The sequence below is a fragment of the Massilia suwonensis genome (assembly GCF_042655665.1).
GTDB lineage: Bacteria > Pseudomonadota > Gammaproteobacteria > Burkholderiales > Burkholderiaceae_D > Telluria > Telluria suwonensis.
On record NZ_JBHSMR010000013.1, the window covers coordinates 1,516,487 to 1,534,694 of the forward strand.

20 protein-coding genes are annotated in these 18,208 nt (G+C 63.7%); 9 read left to right on the forward strand and 11 right to left on the reverse strand.

What is annotated here, in order from left to right; genetic code table 11:
• Positions 1 to 66: 66 nt before the first annotated feature.
• Positions 67 to 480: a hypothetical protein gene (locus tag ACFPQ5_RS14850; protein ID WP_379757016.1), complete on the forward strand. Its 414-nt coding sequence runs from the start codon at positions 67 to 69 to the stop codon at positions 478 to 480.
• A gap of 3 nt (positions 481 to 483) precedes the next feature.
• Here ACFPQ5_RS14850 and ACFPQ5_RS14855 read toward each other — a convergent pair whose 3' ends face one another.
• Positions 484 to 1,728, reverse strand: coding sequence for a glycoside hydrolase family 1 protein (locus ACFPQ5_RS14855; protein ID WP_379757019.1), 1,245 nt, complete (start codon positions 1,726 to 1,728; stop codon positions 484 to 486).
• A 143-nt stretch (positions 1,729 to 1,871) separates the two neighbouring features.
• Here ACFPQ5_RS14855 and ACFPQ5_RS14860 point away from each other — a divergent pair, with 143 nt between their 5' ends.
• Together ACFPQ5_RS14860 and ACFPQ5_RS14865 are read left to right on the forward strand one after the other, a co-directional pair.
• Positions 1,872 to 2,333 (forward strand): DUF421 domain-containing protein, encoded by a 462-nt coding sequence (locus ACFPQ5_RS14860; protein WP_379757022.1) that lies wholly within the window; start codon positions 1,872 to 1,874, stop codon positions 2,331 to 2,333.
• A gap of 204 nt (positions 2,334 to 2,537) precedes the next feature.
• Positions 2,538 to 3,116: a CHRD domain-containing protein gene (locus ACFPQ5_RS14865; protein WP_379757025.1), complete on the forward strand. Its 579-nt coding sequence runs from the start codon at positions 2,538 to 2,540 to the stop codon at positions 3,114 to 3,116.
• Here ACFPQ5_RS14865 and gluQRS read toward each other — a convergent pair.
• Positions 3,113 to 4,012: a tRNA glutamyl-Q(34) synthetase GluQRS gene (gluQRS, locus tag ACFPQ5_RS14870; protein ID WP_379757028.1), complete on the reverse strand. Its 900-nt coding sequence runs from the start codon at positions 4,010 to 4,012 to the stop codon at positions 3,113 to 3,115. The two genes, ACFPQ5_RS14865 and gluQRS, sit on opposite strands and share 4 nt — an antisense overlap.
• 49 nt (positions 4,013 to 4,061) lie before the next feature.
• Entirely contained in the window at positions 4,062 to 4,556 is a 495-nt protein-coding gene (locus ACFPQ5_RS14875; protein ID WP_379757031.1) for a nuclear transport factor 2 family protein, read from the reverse strand.
• A 214-nt stretch (positions 4,557 to 4,770) separates the two neighbouring features.
• Here ACFPQ5_RS14875 and ACFPQ5_RS14880 point away from each other — a divergent pair, with 214 nt between their 5' ends.
• Both ACFPQ5_RS14880 and ACFPQ5_RS14885 read left to right on the forward strand, forming a co-directional pair.
• Positions 4,771 to 5,031, forward strand: a complete 261-nt coding sequence (locus ACFPQ5_RS14880; RefSeq protein ID WP_379757034.1) for a hypothetical protein — start codon at positions 4,771 to 4,773, stop codon at positions 5,029 to 5,031.
• Positions 5,032 to 5,041: 10 nt separating this feature from the next.
• Positions 5,042 to 5,410 (forward strand): hypothetical protein, encoded by a 369-nt coding sequence (locus ACFPQ5_RS14885; protein WP_379757037.1) that lies wholly within the window; start codon positions 5,042 to 5,044, stop codon positions 5,408 to 5,410.
• Position 5,411: 1 nt separating this feature from the next.
• On the opposite strand, the gene rnk is transcribed toward ACFPQ5_RS14885, so the two are convergent.
• The 8 genes from rnk to ACFPQ5_RS14925 all read right to left on the reverse strand — a co-directional run bounded on the left by rnk (position 5,412) and on the right by ACFPQ5_RS14925 (position 12,500).
• Positions 5,412 to 5,819: a nucleoside diphosphate kinase regulator gene (gene rnk, locus ACFPQ5_RS14890; RefSeq protein ID WP_379757040.1), complete on the reverse strand. Its 408-nt coding sequence runs from the start codon at positions 5,817 to 5,819 to the stop codon at positions 5,412 to 5,414.
• Positions 5,820 to 6,241: 422 nt separating this feature from the next.
• Positions 6,242 to 7,543: a citrate synthase gene (gene gltA, locus ACFPQ5_RS14895; RefSeq protein WP_379757043.1), complete on the reverse strand. Its 1,302-nt coding sequence runs from the start codon at positions 7,541 to 7,543 to the stop codon at positions 6,242 to 6,244.
• Between the two features lie 52 nt (positions 7,544 to 7,595).
• Positions 7,596 to 7,865: an FAD assembly factor SdhE gene (locus ACFPQ5_RS14900; RefSeq protein WP_379757046.1), complete on the reverse strand. Its 270-nt coding sequence runs from the start codon at positions 7,863 to 7,865 to the stop codon at positions 7,596 to 7,598.
• A gap of 318 nt (positions 7,866 to 8,183) precedes the next feature.
• Positions 8,184 to 8,894 (reverse strand): succinate dehydrogenase iron-sulfur subunit, encoded by a 711-nt coding sequence (locus ACFPQ5_RS14905; protein WP_379757049.1) that lies wholly within the window; start codon positions 8,892 to 8,894, stop codon positions 8,184 to 8,186.
• Positions 8,895 to 8,956: 62 nt separating this feature from the next.
• Positions 8,957 to 10,735: a succinate dehydrogenase flavoprotein subunit gene (sdhA, locus tag ACFPQ5_RS14910; protein WP_379757052.1), complete on the reverse strand. Its 1,779-nt coding sequence runs from the start codon at positions 10,733 to 10,735 to the stop codon at positions 8,957 to 8,959.
• Positions 10,736 to 10,737: 2 nt separating this feature from the next.
• A complete protein-coding gene (gene sdhD, locus ACFPQ5_RS14915; RefSeq protein WP_379757055.1) occupies positions 10,738 to 11,106 on the reverse strand; it encodes a succinate dehydrogenase, hydrophobic membrane anchor protein in 369 nt (122 codons plus the stop codon).
• A 2-nt stretch (positions 11,107 to 11,108) separates the two neighbouring features.
• The gene (gene sdhC, locus ACFPQ5_RS14920; protein ID WP_379757058.1) at positions 11,109 to 11,534 is read right to left on the reverse strand and encodes a succinate dehydrogenase, cytochrome b556 subunit; all 426 of its coding nucleotides are present in this window, start codon (positions 11,532 to 11,534) and stop codon (positions 11,109 to 11,111) included.
• 198 nt (positions 11,535 to 11,732) lie between these two features.
• A complete protein-coding gene (locus ACFPQ5_RS14925; RefSeq protein WP_379757061.1) occupies positions 11,733 to 12,500 on the reverse strand; it encodes a GntR family transcriptional regulator in 768 nt (255 codons plus the stop codon).
• Between the two features lie 248 nt (positions 12,501 to 12,748).
• Here ACFPQ5_RS14925 and ACFPQ5_RS14930 point away from each other — a divergent pair, with 248 nt between their 5' ends.
• The 4 genes from ACFPQ5_RS14930 (at position 12,749) to acnA (ending at position 18,140) form a co-directional block, all read left to right on the forward strand.
• Positions 12,749 to 13,738, forward strand: coding sequence for a malate dehydrogenase (locus ACFPQ5_RS14930; protein ID WP_379757064.1), 990 nt, complete (start codon positions 12,749 to 12,751; stop codon positions 13,736 to 13,738).
• 104 nt (positions 13,739 to 13,842) lie between these two features.
• The gene (locus ACFPQ5_RS14935) at positions 13,843 to 14,832 is read left to right on the forward strand and encodes an HpcH/HpaI aldolase/citrate lyase family protein (RefSeq protein WP_379757067.1); all 990 of its coding nucleotides are present in this window, start codon (positions 13,843 to 13,845) and stop codon (positions 14,830 to 14,832) included.
• The gene (locus ACFPQ5_RS14940; protein WP_379757070.1) at positions 14,832 to 15,374 is read left to right on the forward strand and encodes a hypothetical protein; all 543 of its coding nucleotides are present in this window, start codon (positions 14,832 to 14,834) and stop codon (positions 15,372 to 15,374) included. Before ACFPQ5_RS14935 ends, ACFPQ5_RS14940 begins: the two co-directional genes overlap by 1 nt.
• A gap of 57 nt (positions 15,375 to 15,431) precedes the next feature.
• Complete coding sequence (gene acnA, locus ACFPQ5_RS14945) at positions 15,432 to 18,140, forward strand: aconitate hydratase AcnA (RefSeq protein WP_379757073.1); 2,709 nt, start codon at positions 15,432 to 15,434, stop codon at positions 18,138 to 18,140.
• The last annotated feature ends 68 nt before the right edge of the window (positions 18,141 to 18,208 follow it).

The window sequence follows — 18,208 nt, forward strand, 5'->3', positions numbered from 1 at the left end:
CCATATTTGCGGCGCATGATGGCTTCATGGCGCCACCGTCGTGCGCCGCAACACAAGGAGAACAACATGGTCCCACGTGCCCTCATCCTGATCGCCCTGCTGCTGGCCGCCGGCGGCAGCCAGGCCGCCGTCCGCATCGACTGCAAGCCCGCGAAGAGCGGCGGCTGCATCGTGCCACCGGCGCCACCGGCACCACCCGCACCACCTGCGCCGCCCGCAGCACCGATGGCGCCGGTCGACCTGCCCATGCCGGCCCCGCCCGCACCACCGGCACCACCCGCTCCGCCCGCCATCCCCGCTCCGCCAGCTCCGCCACCGCTGCCGGACATTCCGGATGCGGCCCACGCCGCCTGCGCGACCAAGGCCAACGGCAGCAAGCTGACCTGGATCATCGGGCCGGGCGAAACCATGCGCGGCCTGTGCGAGCGCGTCGACGGCCGCATGGTGTTCCAGCTGCGCAGCTACCGGAAGGACGATTAAAAGCTAACGCCAGTCCTTATCCGGCTGCATGTTGAGCCGGTGCGCCGCATCGACGACGTCCTGCAATTCCACTGGGTCGCTGTAGGGATCCTCGTCCAGGCTGGTGACCCGGTTCAGCTCCTTCTGCCAGCGCCGCAGCTCATCGACATAGCCGGCGTCCGGCACCCGGCGCAGGTCGCCGTCCGCTTCGACCAGGTCGCAGATGCCGTTGTGCAGCCACTCGCCCGTGTGCCAGTCCGGCATGTCGACCGCGGGGAACAGGCAGATGCCCTGCAGGTCCATGCCGAGGCGCACCGCGGCCAGCGCTTCGCCCATCACGTCGCGCAGCCACTCGGCGCGGCCGTGGCCGAAGCCGCTGGTCTCGCCGATGATCATCGGCCGGCGGTAGCGTTCCCACACGGTGCGCAGCATGTCGCACAGGGGCGCGATGCGGTCGTCGCCGGGCGGCAGCGCCGCATGCGGGCCGTGCTCGCGGTATTCCATCTGGCCGAAGGCGTAGTTGTTGGCGCCGACGATGTCGAGAATCTCGGGCGAGCCGCCCAGTTCCGGATGTTCGCGCCCGCTGATGATGTCCCAGGCGAGGAAGGTGTCGACTTCGGTCTCGTGGCGCGCGGCCTCGACCTGGTCGGGCCGGTCGCGCGGCGCCACCACGCGCACCAGCGGATCGATGTGCACCATGCGCGCTTCCGGATCGACTTCGCGGATCGCTTTGACGCCGGCGATCGCGGCGCGGCACAGCGACAGCCGCAGGCGCAGGCGGTCTTCCTTGCTGCAGCGGTAGGGCGCGGCCCAGGCCCATTCCCCGGCGCAGAAGGAAAAGAAGGTGATCTCGTTAATCGGCGTGAAGAAGTGCGGGCCGCGTAGCTTGGGCAGCACGTATTCGGCGGCGGCGCGGCAATAGGCGGCGAAGCGCGCCACGAAAGCGTCGTCGAAGGGATCGAGATCGTCCGGATAGCCGTAGTGGCACAGGTCCCAGATCGGGCTGACCTTCGAAGCGTTCATGGCCTCGATATAGGGGTCGAGCATCGAGAAGTCGTACTGCCCGCCACGGTCCACCAGCGGCCAGGGAATGCCTTCGCGCGCGACCGCGATGCCGAGGCTGTTCAGGATGCGGTAGTCCTCGGCGACGTGGCGGTCGTGCGCGGTTTCGGCGACCAGGTTGCGCCGCACCTTGTCCTTCCAGACGAAGTTCGAGCATTCGAAGCCGGACAGGAAGAATGTGGGAAAGATGCCGGGATGCCTTGCCATGCGCTTCTCCTTTTGCTATGCGGAGCGAGCATACACCGGTCGCGGATATGCCTGTGTTTGTTAGGAGGAGCGGCCTAGCGAACGGCCTTCTGTTAACAAAATGATTAGAATCGACTCATCAGCGTTGATGAGTCGGGGCAGGCATGTTCGATATGGATCTGGCGTGGTGGGAATTCATTGTGCGCGGCGCGGTCGTCTACCTGGCCCTGCTGGCGATGGTGCGCATCTCCGGTCGGCGCACGGTCGGCCAGTTCACGCCCTTCGACCTGCTGGTGGTGATGCTGCTGTCGGAAGCGGTCTCGAATTCCCTCTCCGGCGGCGACGATTCGCTCAGCGGCGGCCTGATCATCGCCGCCACCCTGATCGCCCTGAACACGGGCGTGGCCATGCTCTCGGCCTACAGCAAGCGCGCCTCGGTAATGCTCGACGGCACGGCGGTGCTGATCGGACGCGACGGCCAGTTCTTCGACAAGGTCGTGCGACGCTGCCGCATCACCGAAGAAGACCTGGACCAGGCGCTGCGCTCGGCGGACTGCAAACGCGAGGACATGCAGTGCGCCTTCCTCGAGGCCGATGGCGAGATCACGATCCAGACGAAAAAGTGAAGCACGGCGATATGATTCACTTTTGATGATAAGTCATCAGAATTTGTATCATATCGACTTCTGCCGTTCAATTGCCCTGCAAGCTTATTGCTCAGCGGCTCCTGCCCATCCGTACCGTGTGGGCGCCTGCTCAGGAAAGTGCTAGTTTTTTTGGCAGCGTCACGCCGTGACGTCTTGGATTCTTTCCTGTTCAGGAGGTCTGCCATGAAACAGAGCTTGTCCATCCTGGCCCTGGCCGCCGCGACGCTGTTCGCGTCCGGCGCCCTGGCCCAGACCATGATCCGGGCCGTCGCCAGCGGCCCGGGCGAAAGCCCGCCGAACGGTTCGCCCGGCTCGAGCGTCGCCGCCTTCGAAATCGACGGCAGCGTGTTGCGCGCCGAAGTGCCTTTCCGCGACCTGCTGGCGGACACGACGATGGCGCACATCCACTGCTGCACCACGGCCGCCTTCACCGGCACGGCGCCGATCGCGATTCCCTTCGTCGACTTCCCGCTCGGGGTCACGGCCGGCACCTATACGCACGCCTTCGACCTGACCGACGCGTCGGTATACGACCCGGCCTTCCTGGCCGCGTTCGGCGGCACGCCGGCCTCGGCCAGCACGGCGCTGATCGACGCAATCAATGCCAACGAGGCCTACCTGAACATCCACACGACCCAGTTCCCGGCCGGCGAGATCCGCGGCTTCATGGTGGCGGCGCCGATTCCGGAACCGGCGACCTGGGGCATGCTGGGAATGGGGCTGGCGAGCCTCGGGATGCTCAAGCGCCGGCGGCGGGCCTAATCGAGGCGCGCTTTCCGTTCGGCCAGCAGCGCCGACCAGGCGGGAATGGCGCGCTCCCAGAAACCCGCGAGCGTGGCCGGTGTCTCAAGCGGCAAGCCGAGGAAGCGCGCGGCGTCCATCAGCGCAGCGATCGCCGCCGCTTCGTCGCCCGGCAGCACGGCCAGCGCGCCGGTCTGCTTCGACAGCTTCTCGCCATTCGCATTGCGCACCACGGGCACGTGCAGGTAGCGCGGCGTCGGCACGCCGAGCAGGCGCTGCAAGTAGATCTGGCGCGCGGTCGAGTCGATCAGATCAAAGCCGCGCACGATGTCGGTGACGCCCTGCCCGGCATCGTCGACCACCACCGCCAGCTGATAGGCCCAGTAGCCGTCGGCGCGCTTCAGGACGAAGTCGCCGGACTCCGTGGCCAGGTGCTGAGTCGTGGGGCCGGCGAAGCGGTCGACGAAGGTGATGCCGTCCTCGGGCGCGTCGGGCACGCGCAGGCGCAGGCTGCGCATGGAACGCCCCGGTGCCAGGCCATGGCGGCAGGTGCCGGGGTAGATAGCGGCGCCGTCGGGCGCGACGCCGAGACGCGAGTCGAGGATTTCGCGGCGGTTGCAGCCGCAGGGATAGGCGTGCGCGCCGAGGCGCTCGGCGGCGGCTGCATATAGCTCCTTGCGCCGGCTTTGCCAGACGACTTCGCGGTCCGAATGCATGCCGAGCGACTCGAGCAGCGCCAGGATCGCCGTGTCGGCACCAGGCACGCTGCGGCCTTCGTCGATATCCTCGATGCGGATCAGCCACTCGCCCTGGTGGGCGCGGGCGTCGAGATAGCTGGCGACGGCCGCGACCAGCGAGCCGGCATGCAGCGGGCCGGTGGGCGATGGGGCGAAACGGCCGATATAGGTGGTGCTCACTGTCTTGGATTAAAGCCTGGACGGGGCAACACCATATCACAGGGCGTGCTTAGCGCGGGCCGCCCTTCCAGCCGTCCTTCTCTTCAAAGTCTTTGATGAGACGGGTGACCTGCCCGCCCACTTCGTTCGGCACCGCCATCGACAGCTGGTAATGCACGATCTCGAAGCTATCTCCCTTGCGGCGCAGGACGCCGCTGGCCTGGCACACGCCCATCTGGGTGTCGAGCAGCTCGTCGAACCAGATCACCGACTGGTCTTCCGAAAAATAGACATTGCGGCGCTGCGCCTTGAAGGCCCAGGCCGACTTGCGCTTGAAATAGGGCTTGGCCCAGGCCTTGAAGGCATCGCGGCGCCAGTGCTCGCTTTTATCGGTCCCGATGTAGATGCCATCCCTGGCGATCTTGTCGAAGTAGGCCATCCGGGCGTGGGCCGCGTCGTCGTGCCAGCGGTCGACAAAGGCATTGACCTGCTTCTTCAGGCCGGAATCGGCCTGGGCGACGAGTGCGCACAGGAGGAGCGAACAGGCGAGCAACAGACGTTTCATGGGCGCGATGAAAGTTGACTTGGAAAAGCAGATTTTACACAGCCATATGTAACCAAGTGTACAAAATGCTAAACTTTCTGCGTTTAGGTGTACATTTGGCAACATCACTCTTCCCCAGCCGTGTATGCGTTCGCTCCTGTTCTGTATGCTCTGCCTGTCCCTCCCCGTCCACGCCGCGCCGGCGGCGCCTCCGGCCGCTGGAGAAAAGCCATCATTGCGCGCACGCCTGGACAAGGAAACCATCCGCGCCGCCATCGCCGCGGTTCCGCCGGAGAAGGAAGCAGCGCCCGGCCGCAACGAGACCGGCGCCGTCAGCGGCGGACCGTACGAAAAGTTTTCCAGGGAGTTCGCCGACGCGCGCCTGCCGGACTGCCTGCATGCCGAAGGCCTGAAAAACCAGCCGACCTTCTTCCTCAGCGGCGTGCTAGCCCTGCCCTTCATCGCCGTCGCCAAGGTGCGCGGCGTCTGCCGCTGAACGTCACGAGATGAAGACCAGCCTGTTCGCCGGCATCTTGTTCGCCGTGATCGATGCCGCTGCGGAGCCGTCCGCCAGAGCGGCGCCTCCCTTGCGCGAGCGCCTGACGGACGAGCTCATCGCATCCGCCGTGCGCGCGACGCTGGCGGAGGATGGCGCACAGGCCGCCCCGGCCCGCGGCGGCACTGCCCTGAGCGGCGACCGCTACCGCAATTTCTCGCGCGCCTTCACCGAATCGAAAAAGCCCTCCTGCCTGGGTGCGGACGCGTTGAAGTTCCAGCCGGCCCAGTACGACATCAAGGGTTGGCGCGTCGACGCGAAAGAGTTGATGGCGCTGCCCTTCTGGGCCGCCGCCATCGCGCGCGGAAGGTGCAACTAGGCTAGCGATGCAACTCGCCCGCGCGCTCGGGCTGGTAGACGACGTCGCGCACGGTGACTTCGAAACGGCCGCCGTCCGGCCGCGTCCAGTCGATGCTGTCGCCCACCTTCAGGCCCAGCAAGGCATTCCCGACCGGGCTCAGGATCGACAGCTTGTCGGCCGCCCCGTTGACATCCTTCGGATAGGCGAGCGACATGTCGAACTCTTCCAGCCCGTGGTCGAGGACAAAACGCACGCGCGAATTCATCGTGACGACGTCCTGCGGCATGTCTTCCGGCTCGACCAGTTCGGCCCTGGCCAGTTCTTCGAGCAGGGCGTCGCGCGTGCCGGCCTGCGCGGCGGGCAGCGAATCGAGCAGTTGTTCAAGGCGCTCCATGTCGAGCGAGGAAACGACGATCGGTGGTCTCATGTGGTACTCCATGTACGTAATTAAGTACTCCGCAGCCTGCGGAGGAAAGTCGAAGCAGTGGAGGAGGCTCGGGAGGACGGAAGGCGGACGCCGGCCGGATGCTTCCTCACCGAGCCCGATAGAGCCAGGCGAGATCTCGCGCGCACGCCGCGGGCGTGCCAATGGTGGACGCGACACGACCTCCCTCGTTCAGGGACGAACCATATGCCTGCAGATTGAAGCAAACTGGATTCATGGTCGATAAAAACTGTTGGCGCTAGCGCACCGTAGGGTGGACTCCCGAGTCCACGCGTCTACACCGCGAGCACACCGCAAAGCCACACACGGACCAGTATAGCTACCCTACCCGATTCGTCAATGCAGGTACGGGCCAATAAAAAAAGCGGGCCGCAGCCCGCTTTTTCAAAACGATCTAAATCGAATTAACGCTTGTCGATCGTCGGCACATCACGCACCGGCGAACCCACGAACAGTTGACGTGGACGGCCGATCTTCTGCTCCGGATCGGCAATCATTTCGTTCCACTGCGCGATCCAGCCGATCGTACGCGCCATCGCGAAGATGCCGGTGAACAGCGACACAGGGATGCCCAGGGCCGACTGCACGATGCCCGAGTAGAAGTCGACGTTCGGGTACAGCTTGCGCGACACGAAGTATTCGTCTTCCAGCGCGATGCGTTCCAGTTCCATGGCCAGCTTGAACAGCGGGTCTTCCTGCAGGCCCAGTTCGTTCAGCACTTCGTGGCAGGTTTCGCGCATCAGTTTTGCACGCGGGTCGAAGTTCTTGTAGACGCGGTGACCGAAGCCCATCAGCTTCACGCCCGAGTTCTTGTCCTTGACCTTGGCGATGAAGGCCGGGATGTTGTCGACCGAGCCGATTTCCTTCAGCATGGTCAGTGCCGCTTCGTTGGCGCCGCCGTGGGCAGGGCCCCACAGGCAGGCGATACCGGCAGCGATACAGGCGAACGGGTTGGCGCCCGACGAACCGGCCAGGCGGACGGTCGAGGTCGATGCGTTCTGCTCGTGGTCGGCGTGCAGGATCAGGATGCGGTCCAGGGCGCGCACCAGCACGTCGTTGACCTTGTACTCTTCGCACGGGTTCGCGAACATCATGTGCATGAAGTTGGCGCTGTACGACAGGTCGTTGCGTGGGTACATGAACGGCTGGCCGACCGAATACTTGTACGCCATGGCGACCAGGGTCGGCAGCTTGGCGATCAGGCGGATGGCCGAGATTTCGCGCTGCTTCGGATCGTTGATGTCGAGCGAGTCGTGGTAGAACGACGCCAGCGCGCCGACGGTGCCGACCAGGACCGACATCGGGTGCGCGTCGCGGCGGAAGCCGCGGAAGAAGAAGTTCATCTGCTCGTGAATCATCGTGTGACGGGTCACGGTGCCTTCGAACTCGGCCTTCTGCTCGGCGTTCGGCAGTTCGCCGTTCAGCAGCAGGTAGCAGGTTTCCAGGAAGTCGCAGTTCTCGGCCAGCTGCTCGATCGGGTAGCCGCGGTACAGCAGCTCGCCCTTGTCGCCGTCGATGTAGGTGATGCTCGAGTTGCACGAGGCAGTCGACATGAAGCCCGGATCGTAGGTGAACTTGCCGGTCTGGCCGTACAGCTTGCGGATGTCGATGACGTCCGGGCCGATCGTGCCCTTGTAGATCGGCATGTCAACCGATGGGCTGCCGTCGGAGAACGACAGAGTGGCTTTGGTATCAGAGATGTTCATGGCACTTCCTTCTTGGGAGTGGATCTTAAAATATAAAACGAAACGTGTTCGCTTACGCTTGTCGCAGGCGCGCCAGCAAGGCGTGCACCTGCGGCAGGTCGACCTCGCCTTCGGGCTCGGCGCGTCCGAGCAGCAGGTCCATCAGCGGATTGTCCGCCAGGTCCAGCAGGCGGGTCAGCGCATCGACGTCTTCATCGCTCAGCTCCGCCTCATGCGCATCGAGGAAGCGCGTGAGGATCAGGTCGTTTTCGAGCAGTCCACGGCGTGCACGCCAGCGCAGGCGGGCACGGTTGGCGGGGTCGGATTGATGCGTTGCTGTCACACTAGAGTCCGTTCTTGGGTCAACACTATACTCCGGCTGCCGGGAATCGGCAGTACCGTACTTCTACTGTATTTATGACAATACTTTGGGCGCAATGCGGGGAAGGATATCCGAAATTGCGCCGGTTTGACGGACGTGATGCTTGTCCGGGTGCTGCTTGGTTTTGCAGGCGACAAGTTCACGCGTCGCCTGCTTTCATGCGGTGTACCGCGTGGGCACGGAGTGCCCACCCTACGGGTCCGCAGCGTAACGTAGGGTGGGCATTCCATGCCCACGCGGTATCACGGCCAGCCATACGGCGCCGGCCGCGCTGGCCGATTAGATCGCGCGGCGAACCAGCAATTCCTTGATCTTGCCGATCGCCTTGTTCGGATTCAGGCCCTTCGGGCAGACGTCCGTGCAGTTCATGATCGAGTGGCAGCGGAACAGGCGGTACGGGTCTTCCAGATTGTCCAGGCGCTCGTTGGTGGCTTCGTCGCGCGAGTCGGCGATGAAGCGGTAGGCCTGCAGCAGGCCGGCCGGGCCGACGAACTTGTCCGGATTCCACCAGAACGACGGGCACGAGGTCGAGCAGCAGGCGCACAGGATGCACTCGTACAGGCCGTCGAGCTCTTCGCGCTCTTCCGGCGTCTGCAGGCGTTCCTTTTCCGGCTTGATCGAGTCGTTGATCAGGAAGGGCTTGACCGAGTGGTACTGCTTGAAGAACTGGGTCATGTCGACGATCAGGTCGCGCACGACCGGCAGGCCCGGCAGCGGACGCAGCACGATCGGCTGGGTCAGTTCGTTCAGGTTGGTGGTGCAGGCAAGACCGTTCTTGCCGTTGATGTTCATCGCGTCGGAACCGCAGACGCCTTCGCGGCACGAGCGGCGCAGGGCCAGCGAATCGTCGACGTCCGACTTGATGCGCTGCAGTGCGTCGAGCAGCATCTTGTCGGTGTCTTTCAGTTCGACGGTGACGTCTTGCATGTAAGGCTTCGTATCCTTGTCCGGATCGTAGCGGTAGATCTTCAGGTGGACTGTGCGTGCCATGTTTTACCTATTCAGTCAGGACGGAGCCTCGTGCCCCGCCCTCTTCAAATTGTTGTCGTGGATTAGAACGTACGTGGCTTCGGTTTGAAGGTATCGACCGTCAGCGGCTTGGTCACGACCGGCTTGTAGTCGAGACGGTTGCCTTCCGAGAAGAACAACGTGTGCTTCATCCAGTTTTCGTCGTCGCGCTGCTCGAAATCGCTATGGGCGTGGGCGCCGCGCGATTCCTTGCGCGCCGCTGCCGAGACGATGGTCGCCTTGGCCACTTCGATCAGGTTGTCGAGTTCGATCGCTTCGATACGGGCGGTGTTGAACACCTTCGACTTGTCCTTGAACGAGATGTGCTTGCGGCGCTCGTCCAGCTGCATGATTTCCTTGACGCCTTCGTCCATCAGGGCCTGGGTACGGAACACGCCGCAGTGCTTCTGCATGGTCGAACGGATCGCGTTGGCGACGTCCTGCACCTTTTCGCCGCCGGTCGAGTTCTCGAGGCTGTTGAGGCGGCCCAGCGCGTAGTCGGCGAAGTCCTTCGGCAGCGCGCGGTTGCCCTGCGCCTTCAGGTTCTGGCCGACGATGTGGTTGCCGGCCGCGCGGCCGAAGACCACCAGGTCGAGCAGCGAGTTGGTGCCGAGGCGGTTCGCGCCGTGGACCGAGACGCAGGCGCATTCGCCGATCGCGTACAGGCCGTTGACGATCTTCTGGCCGCCGGTGCCGTCAGGTGCGACGACTTGGCCATGGATGTTGGTCGGGATGCCGCCCATCTGGTAGTGGATGGTCGGGACGACTGGAATCGGTTCCTTGGTCGCGTCGACGTTGGCGAACTTGTGGCCGATTTCGAGAATCGACGGCAGGCGCTTCTTGATGGTGTCGGCGCCGATGTGACGCAGGTCCAGCAGCACGTGGTCCTTGTTCGGACCGACGCCGCGGCCTTCCTTGATTTCCTGGTCCATCGAGCGCGAGACGAAGTCGCGTGGCGCCAGATCCTTCAGGGTCGGCGCGTAGCGCTCCATGAAGCGTTCGCCGTTCGAGTTGATCAGGATACCGCCCTCGCCGCGCACGCCTTCCGTGATCAGCACGCCCGCGCCGGCCACGCCGGTCGGGTGGAACTGCCAGAACTCCATGTCCTGCAGCGGCAGGCCGGCGCGTGCCGCCATGCCCAGGCCGTCGCCGGTGTTGATGAAGGCGTTGGTCGAGGCGGCGAAGATGCGGCCGGCGCCGCCGGTGGCGAAGATGGTGGTCTTCGCCTGCAGCATCATGACGTCGCCGGTTTCCATTTCCAGGGCCACCACGCCGAGCACGTCGCCGTCGCTGTTGCGCACCAGGTCGAGGGCTTGCCATTCGACGAAGAAGTGGGTGCGCGAGCGGACGTTACGCTGGTACAGGGTGTGCAGCAGGGCGTGACCGGTACGGTCGGCCGCGGCGCAGGCGCGCTGCACCGGCTTTTCGCCGAAGTTGGCGGTGTGGCCGCCGAACGGACGCTGGTAAATGGTGCCGTCGGTGTTGCGGTCGAAAGGCATGCCGAAGTGTTCGAGCTCGTACACGACTTTCGGTGCTTCGCGGCACATGAATTCGATCGCATCCTGGTCGCCCAGGTAGTCCGAACCCTTGACGGTGTCGAACATGTGCCAGTACCAGTCGTCTTCGCTCATGTTGCCGAGCGAGGCGCCGATGCCGCCCTGCGCCGCCACGGTGTGCGAACGGGTCGGGAACACTTTCGAGAGCACGGCGACGTTCAGGCCGGCTTCGGTCAGTTGCAGTGCGGCGCGCAGGCCGGAACCACCGGCGCCGACGATGACGACGTCGAACTGGCGGGTTGGAATTGCAGTATTAATTGCTGCCACGATTAAACACTCCAGAGAATTTGCACAGTCCACACGGCGTAAGCCACCAGCAGGAGCACGGTGATGAACTGCAAGGCCAGTTTGATGCCGGCGTTTTTGACGTAGTCCATCCAGATGTCACGCATGCCGACCCACACGTGGTAAAACAGGCCGAAGAAGGTGACAGCGGAGAAGAGCTTGAACCACTGGCGCGAGAACAGCGCCGCCCAGCCTTCGTAGGTGAAGTTCTGTGCGGTCAGGAAGGTGCCCAGCAGGATCAGGGTGTAGACCACCATGACGATGGCGGTGACGCGCTGCGCCAGCCAATCCTTGACGCCGTAGTGGGCGCCGACGACGAGGCGGCGCTGGCCGATATTATTCTTGCTTGCCATGATTAGAATACTCCGAACAGTTTCAGACCGCACAGCGCGGTCAGGACCAGGCTGATGACCAGCACCCAGCGTGCGGTCTTCTGGGCGGCATCCTTGTCCAGGGCCAGGTGGTTGTCCATGAACAGGTGGCGAACGCCGGCGGTGAAGTGGTGCGCGTATGCCCAGATCAGGCCCAGCAGGATGATCTTGGTGAAGACGTTGTCGACGATGCCGCCGAAGTGGTAGAACGAGATCTCCGAACGCAGGCTCTCTTGCAGGAGATACAGGAGGAACGGCAACATCAGGAACATGCCGGCGCCGCTCACGCGGTGCAGGATCGAGACGATCGCCGACGGCGGCATCTTGTACTTCGTAGTGATATCCGTAATGTGGATGTTACGGAACTCCGGCCGTCCTTTTTTTGTGGCCTCTCTCACGGCTTCGGACATACAACACCTCCCTTAACTGACAAAATGTGATTAACCCTTAATTTTCGCCGATTTTTTGAGCCACACCAAGATGCGATTCCGGAATATCGGCAAGTCGAGCGCGCAAACGGGGTTTTGTTTGGCGCTTTCTTGCTAACAACATATTTTATACGCATACCTACAAACGTGCAGGCGACCACGCCATGCCCGCATGCGGCATTACGACAACTCGTTCTGGTAATGATGCTGGGCCGTCAAATACAAACCGCGCCGCAGCTCCACCGGGCGGTCGCCGTAGGTGAACGAGACCCGGTCCGCCACCAGCAGCGGCGTGCCCTCGGCCACGTTCAGCAACTGCGCCGCCGCCTCGTCGGCGCCGATGGCGCGGATCTTCTCGGTCGCGCGGATCATGCGCGTGCCGAACTCGGATTCGAACAGGCCGTACATTGGACCCTTGTACTCGACCAGGCGTTCGGCCGTCAGTCCCTTGAACACCTGCCCCGGCAGCCACAGCTCTTCGAGGATGGTCGGCGCGCCGTCGAAGGACATCAGGCGCTTGATGTAGACGACCGCGTCGCCCGACTTCAGCTCGAGCAGGCGCGCGACCTCGGCCGGCGCGCGGATGCGGCGCACTTCCAGGATGCGGTTCTCGGGATGGTGGGGCACGCCCTCGTCGGGCATCAGTTTCAGGAAGCGGAAGTGCGCGCGCTCTTCGTGGTGGGTGGCAACGAAGGTGCCCTTCCCCTGCCGGCGCACGACCAGGTTCTCGGCCGCCAGCTCGTCGATGGCCTTGCGGACGGTACCCTGGCTGACCTTGAAACGCGCGGCGAGTTCGACTTCGCTCGGCATCAGCTCGCCCGGCTTCCACTCTCCGGATTGCAGGCTCTGCGTGATCAGCGCCTTGATTTGCTGATACAGCGGCCGGAACGAAGGGGAGCCGGTGTTGCCTGGGCCCTCGCCGGAGGGGGTGATCGGGACGGAATTCATAGACCACGATTTCACCACAAAAGTCCCCCTTCCGTCCAGTGTACACACGGCAAGATATGTGTCTTATATAAGACATATGATAGCGATTGACGGGAGGTGCATCGAGGAATACACTCGCGGTCGATCCGGCGTCTGTCCTGCACTGCGCGCCCACAAGGATTCATGTCCGTTTTGGTATCATTGCAGTTTTCCGAGACAGGCGTATCCTCGGCTTCGACCGTTTTCATTCCCACTTTTGGAGATTCATCATGGCTAAAACCCCACTGCGTGTTGCCGTTACCGGCGCCGCCGGCCAGATCGGCTACTCGCTGCTGTTCCGCATCGCTAACGGCGACATGCTGGGCAAGGACCAGCCGGTCATCCTGCAGCTGCTCGAGATCGACAACGAAAAAGCACAGAAGGCGCTCAAGGGCGTCATGATGGAAATCGACGACTGCGCCTTCCCGCTGCTGGCCGGCATGACCGCCCACTCGGACCCGATGGAAGCCTTCAAGGACGCGGACTTCGCCCTGCTGGTCGGCGCCCGCCCGCGCGGCCCAGGCATGGAGCGCAAGGACCTGCTGGAAGCCAACGCCCAGATCTTCACCGTGCAGGGCAAGGCGCTCGACGCCGTCGCTTCGCGCAACGTCAAAGTGCTGGTCGTCGGCAACCCTGCCAACACCAACGCCTACATCGCAATGAAGTCGGCGCCTAGCCTGCCGGCCAAGAACTTCACCGCCATGCTGCGCCTGGACCACAACCGCGCCCTGTCGCAAGTCGCCACCAAGCTGGGTAAACCAGTCGGTTCGATCGAGAAGATGGCCGTCTGGGGCAACCACTCGCCGACGATGTACGCCGACTACCGCTTCGCCACCATCGACGGCCAGTCGGTCAAGGACGCGATCAACGACGACGCATGGAACCGCGACACCTTCCTGCCGACCGTCGGCAAGCGCGGCGCCGCCATCATCGACGCACGCGGTGCTTCGTCGGCCGCTTCGGCTGCCAACGCGGCGATCGACCACATGCACGACTGGCACCTGGGCACCGCCGGCAAGTGGACCACGATGGGCATCCCATCGGACGGTTCCTATGGCATCCCTGAAGGCACCATGTTCGGCTTCCCGGTCACCGTCGAAAACGGCGAGTACAAGATCGTGCAAGGCCTGGAAATCGACGCCTTCTCGCAAGAGCGCATCAACCTCACGCTGAAGGAACTGACCGAAGAGCGTGAAGGCGTGGCCCACCTGCTGGCCTAAGACGCATCCGGCGAATGGATCCGGCCAAGCCGCCTGTTCGCCGAACCCGCCGTGCCGCATCCAGCGGCACGGCGGGTTCCACTTCTGCACTCACCGAATCAAACATGCATCCTTCCGAGGTTTTATTCCAGGGCAAACGCCAGCCGCTCCTCCTCCCCGCCTGCGATCACTATTGCGGCTCGGAGAAGCTGATGCGCAAGTCGATGGCCCTGCAACAAGAGCTTGGTCCCGTCTTCGACATCACCTTCGACTGCGAGGACGGCGCCGCCGCCGGCAACGAAGCCGCGCACGCCCAGCTGGTCGCCTCGCTGATCAATAGCGAGGACAACCGTTTCGACCGTATCGGCGTGCGCCTGCACGACATCGACAGCCCGCACTTTATCCAGGACGTGGTCGCCATCGTCGGCGCCGCTGCAAGCAAACTGGCCTACGTGGTCCTGCCCAAGCCGAACGGCCTGGACGACGTGCGGCGCGCCCTGGAGATCATCAACCGCGTCGCCGTGCCGAACGGCCGCCCGGCACTCCCCGTGCACGTGCTGATCGAAACCCACGGCGCATTGCACGAAGCCTACGACATCGCCGCCCTGTCCCAGGTCGAGTGCCTGTCCTTCGGCATCATGGATTTCGTTTCTTCGCACTACGGTGCGATTCCGGCGGCCGCGATGCGCACGCCGGGACAGTTTACGCACCCTTTAGTTGTCCGCGCCAAGCTGGAGATGGTTGCGGCATGTCATGCGCATGGCAAGGTGGCCTCGCATAATGTGACGACCGAGATCAAGGACAGCGCAGTTGTGGCTAACGATGCACAACGCGCCGGCGCCGAATTCGGTTTCACGCGCATGTGGAGCATCCATCCGGACCAGGTCAAACCGATCGTCAAGGCGTTTACGCCCCGTCTGTCGGAAGTAAACGAAGCCACCAACATTTTGCAGGAGGCGATGGCGGCGAACTGGGGTCCGATCGCTCAACATGGGCGCTTGCACGACCGCGCCAGCTACCGATATTATTGGACCGTTTTGCAGCGCGCGAAGCTGGCCGGCCTGGCGCTGCCCGATTCCGCGGCGGCAATCGTCAACCAAACGGAACTCCACTAATGGCCACCTCCCCCAAACACCTGTTCGCCGCCGGCGCTTTCGCGTTCGCGGCTTTTACCCTGTGCGCTGCGCCCGCATCTGCTGCTGCTGAGAAAAACCACCCAAAGGCCGAAGACGTCCTGAAGGCAAAGAAATTGTCGAAATCGAAGAAGGCAGCCGCTGCCGCTGCCGCCGGCGCCGCCGGCGCGGCCGCCGCCGACAGCTGGGCGCCGAAAGACGAAGCCGAACCGGACATCACCGACACCAAGGTCACCGAGTACGCTTGCGAGCTGAACAACAAGATCACGATCTACACCAACGAAGGCGACGATTCGCACATCGCCCTGCGCTGGAAGAAGCGCCTGCACCGCATGGAACGCGTCGGCACCACCACCGGCGCCATGCGTTTCGAAAATACCAATTTCCGCCTGGTCTGGATCGGCATCCCGTCGAAGGGCATCCTGCTCGACTCGCGCCTGAACCGCCAGCTGGCCAACGAATGCAAGAACGCCGAGCAGAGCAAGCCGCTGGTGACTGCCAGCTCGGAACAGAAGAAAAGCTGACGCCTCTGCGTCGCCCGTATTGAAGTAATAACAAGAGACCCCACTGAAGGAGAGCTTATGTCTCGCAACACCCTGAACACGCTGAAGGATTTCCCGCTGAGCGCGGGCCAGTCCGGCCAGTTCTATTCGCTGCCGGCCCTGGGCGAAAGCCTGGGCGTGAACCTGTCGCGCCTGCCGGTGTCGATCCGTATCGTCCTCGAATCCGTGCTGCGTAACTGCGACGGCAAGAAGGTCACCGAAGAACACGTCCGCCAGGTGGCGAACTGGGGCGCGACCGCCGAGCGCACCGACGAGATTCCTTTCGTCGTTGCCCGCGTCGTGCTGCAGGACTTCACCGGCGTGCCGCTGCTGGCCGACCTGGCCGCGATGCGCAACGTCGCCGCCCGTACCGGCGCCGATCCGAAGAAGATCGAGCCGCTGGTGCCGGTCGACCTGGTCGTCGACCACTCGGTCACCATCGACCACTTCCGCGAGCCGGGCGCGCTCGACCTGAACATGAAACTGGAATTCCAGCGCAACAACGAGCGCTACCAGTTCATGAAGTGGGGCATGCAGGCCTTCGACACCTTCGGCGTCGTGCCTCCGGGCTTCGGCATCGTCCACCAGGTCAACCTGGAATACCTGGCGCGCGGCGTCATGAAGCAAGGCGACACCTACTACCCTGACACCCTGGTCGGCACCGACTCGCACACCACCATGATCAACGGCGTCGGCGTCGTCGGCTGGGGCGTGGGCGGCATCGAAGCCGAAGCCGGCATGCTGGGCCAGCCGGTCTACTTCCTGACCCCGGACGTCATCGGCGTCAACCTGACCGGCAAGCTGCGCGAAGGCTGCACCGCGACCGACCTGGTGCTGACCATCACCGAACTGCTGCGCAAGGAAAAAGTCGTCGGCAAGTTCGTCGAGTTCTTCGGCGAAGGCACCCGTTCGCTGTCGACCACCGACCGCGCGACCATCGGCAACATGGCACCGGAATACGGCGCGACCATGGGCTTCTTCCCAGTGGACGAAGCAACCGTCGACTACTTCCGCGGCACCGGCCGTACCGAAGAAGAACTGGCCGCCTTCGAGAACTACTACAAGGCACAGGGCATGTTCGGCATTCCGCAGGAAGGCGAGATCGACTACACCCGCGTGGTGCACCTCGACCTGTCGACCGTGACCCCGTCGCTGGCCGGCCCGAAGCGTCCGCAAGACCGTATCGAACTGGGCAACGTGAAGAACAACTTCACCGAACTGTTCAGCAAGCCAACCACCGAAAACGGCTTCAACAAGTCGCCTGACGACCTGTCGAAAGTCTACGAGACGACCAACGGCGTGCGCGTGAAGAACGGCGACATCCTGATCGCCGCCATCACTTCGTGCACCAACACCTCGAACCCGAGCGTGCTGCTGGCTGCCGGCCTGCTGGCCAAGAAAGCCGTCGAGCGCGGCCTGACCGTGGCTCCGCACATCAAGTCCTCGCTGGCTCCCGGCTCGCGCGTCGTCACCGAGTACCTGACCGCCGCCGGCCTGCTGCCTTACCTGGAAAAGCTGGGCTTCGGCGTGACCGCCTACGGCTGCACCACCTGCATCGGCAACGCCGGCGACCTGACCCCGGAACTGAACGCGACCATCGTCCAGAACGACATCGTCGCCTCGGCCGTCCTGTCGGGCAACCGTAACTTCGAAGCACGTATCCACCCGAACATCCGTTCGAACTTCCTGGCCTCGCCTCCGCTGGTCGTCGCGTACGCGATCGCCGGCAACATGACAAAGGACCTGATGAGCGAGCCGGTCGGCCGCGACCCGCAAGGCGTCGACGTCTACCTGGGCGACATCTGGCCGTCGAGCCAGGAAGTGGGCGAGCTGATGCGCTTCGCAATGAACTCGGACGTGTTCAAGAAGAACTACGCCGACGTCAAGGGCAACCCGGGCGAACTGTGGGAGCGCGTCTCCAGCACCGAAGGTCAAGTGTACAACTGGCCTGAGTCGACCTACATCGCCGAGCCGCCGTTCTTCAGCGACTTCGAGATGACCCCGAAAGCGGCCGCCACCGGCATCACCGGCGCCCGTGCGCTGGGCGTGTTCGGCGACTCGATCACGACCGACCACATCTCGCCAGCCGGCTCCATCAAGGAAGACGGCCCAGCGGGCAAGTGGCTGAAGGATCACGGCGTGCTGAAAGCCGACTTCAACTCCTACGGCTCGCGCCGCGGCAACCACGAGATCATGATGCGCGGCACCTTCGCCAACGTGCGCATCAAGAACAAGATGATCCCGCCCAAGGCCGACGGTTCGGCGGTCGAAGGCGGCATCACGATCCACCAGCCGACCGGCGAACAGATGTCGATCTACGACGCGGCCATGAAGTACGTGGCCGAAGGCACCCCGACCATGGTGTTCGGCGGCGAAGAGTACGGCACCGGCTCCTCGCGCGACTGGGCAGCCAAGGGCACCCAGCTGCTGGGCGTGAAGGCGGTCGTCGTGCGTTCGTACGAGCGCATCCACCGCTCGAACCTGGTCGGCATGGGCGTGCTGCCGCTGCAGTTCATCGGGACCGACAGCGTCGAAACCCTCGGCATCACCGGCAAGGAAACCTTCGACCTGAAGGGCCTGGAAGGCGAAATCAAGCCGCAACAGCTGGCTACCCTGGTGATCCACCGCGAAAACGGCGACACCCAGGAAGTGCAAGTCCTGCTGCGTATCGACACCCCGATCGAAGTCGACTACTACAAGCATGGCGGCATCCTGCCGTTCGTGCTGCGCCAGCTGCTGGCTGCTTAATAGCGTGTTGGCCCGCTCAGGCGGGCTGCTTGCAAGCAAAAAGGCCGGAACCCGCGAGGGCTCCGGCC

Excerpts from the sequence above, each read along its gene's own strand:
- ACFPQ5_RS14865 (WP_379757025.1), top strand. The coding sequence starts at position 2,538 with ATGAAACAGAGCTTGTCCATCCTGGCCCTGGCCGCCGCGACGCTGTTC.
- ACFPQ5_RS14940 (WP_379757070.1), top strand. The coding sequence starts at position 14,832 with ATGGCCACCTCCCCCAAACACCTGTTCGCCGCCGGCGCTTTCGCGTTC.
- sdhC (WP_379757058.1), bottom strand. The coding sequence starts at position 11,534 with ATGTCCGAAGCCGTGAGAGAGGCCACAAAAAAAGGACGGCCGGAGTTC.
- ACFPQ5_RS14875 (WP_379757031.1), bottom strand. The coding sequence starts at position 4,556 with ATGAAACGTCTGTTGCTCGCCTGTTCGCTCCTCCTGTGCGCACTCGTC.
- acnA (WP_379757073.1), top strand. The coding sequence starts at position 15,432 with ATGTCTCGCAACACCCTGAACACGCTGAAGGATTTCCCGCTGAGCGCG.
- rnk (WP_379757040.1), bottom strand. The coding sequence starts at position 5,819 with ATGAGACCACCGATCGTCGTTTCCTCGCTCGACATGGAGCGCCTTGAA.
- ACFPQ5_RS14925 (WP_379757061.1), bottom strand. The coding sequence starts at position 12,500 with ATGAATTCCGTCCCGATCACCCCCTCCGGCGAGGGCCCAGGCAACACC.
- gltA (WP_379757043.1), bottom strand. The coding sequence starts at position 7,543 with ATGAACATCTCTGATACCAAAGCCACTCTGTCGTTCTCCGACGGCAGC.
- ACFPQ5_RS14930 (WP_379757064.1), top strand. The coding sequence starts at position 12,749 with ATGGCTAAAACCCCACTGCGTGTTGCCGTTACCGGCGCCGCCGGCCAG.
- ACFPQ5_RS14860 (WP_379757022.1), top strand. The coding sequence starts at position 1,872 with ATGTTCGATATGGATCTGGCGTGGTGGGAATTCATTGTGCGCGGCGCG.
- ACFPQ5_RS14905 (WP_379757049.1), bottom strand. The coding sequence starts at position 8,894 with ATGGCACGCACAGTCCACCTGAAGATCTACCGCTACGATCCGGACAAG.
- sdhD (WP_379757055.1), bottom strand. The coding sequence starts at position 11,106 with ATGGCAAGCAAGAATAATATCGGCCAGCGCCGCCTCGTCGTCGGCGCC.
- ACFPQ5_RS14885 (WP_379757037.1), top strand. The coding sequence starts at position 5,042 with ATGAAGACCAGCCTGTTCGCCGGCATCTTGTTCGCCGTGATCGATGCC.
- ACFPQ5_RS14935 (WP_379757067.1), top strand. The coding sequence starts at position 13,843 with ATGCATCCTTCCGAGGTTTTATTCCAGGGCAAACGCCAGCCGCTCCTC.
- ACFPQ5_RS14855 (WP_379757019.1), bottom strand. The coding sequence starts at position 1,728 with ATGGCAAGGCATCCCGGCATCTTTCCCACATTCTTCCTGTCCGGCTTC.
- ACFPQ5_RS14850 (WP_379757016.1), top strand. The coding sequence starts at position 67 with ATGGTCCCACGTGCCCTCATCCTGATCGCCCTGCTGCTGGCCGCCGGC.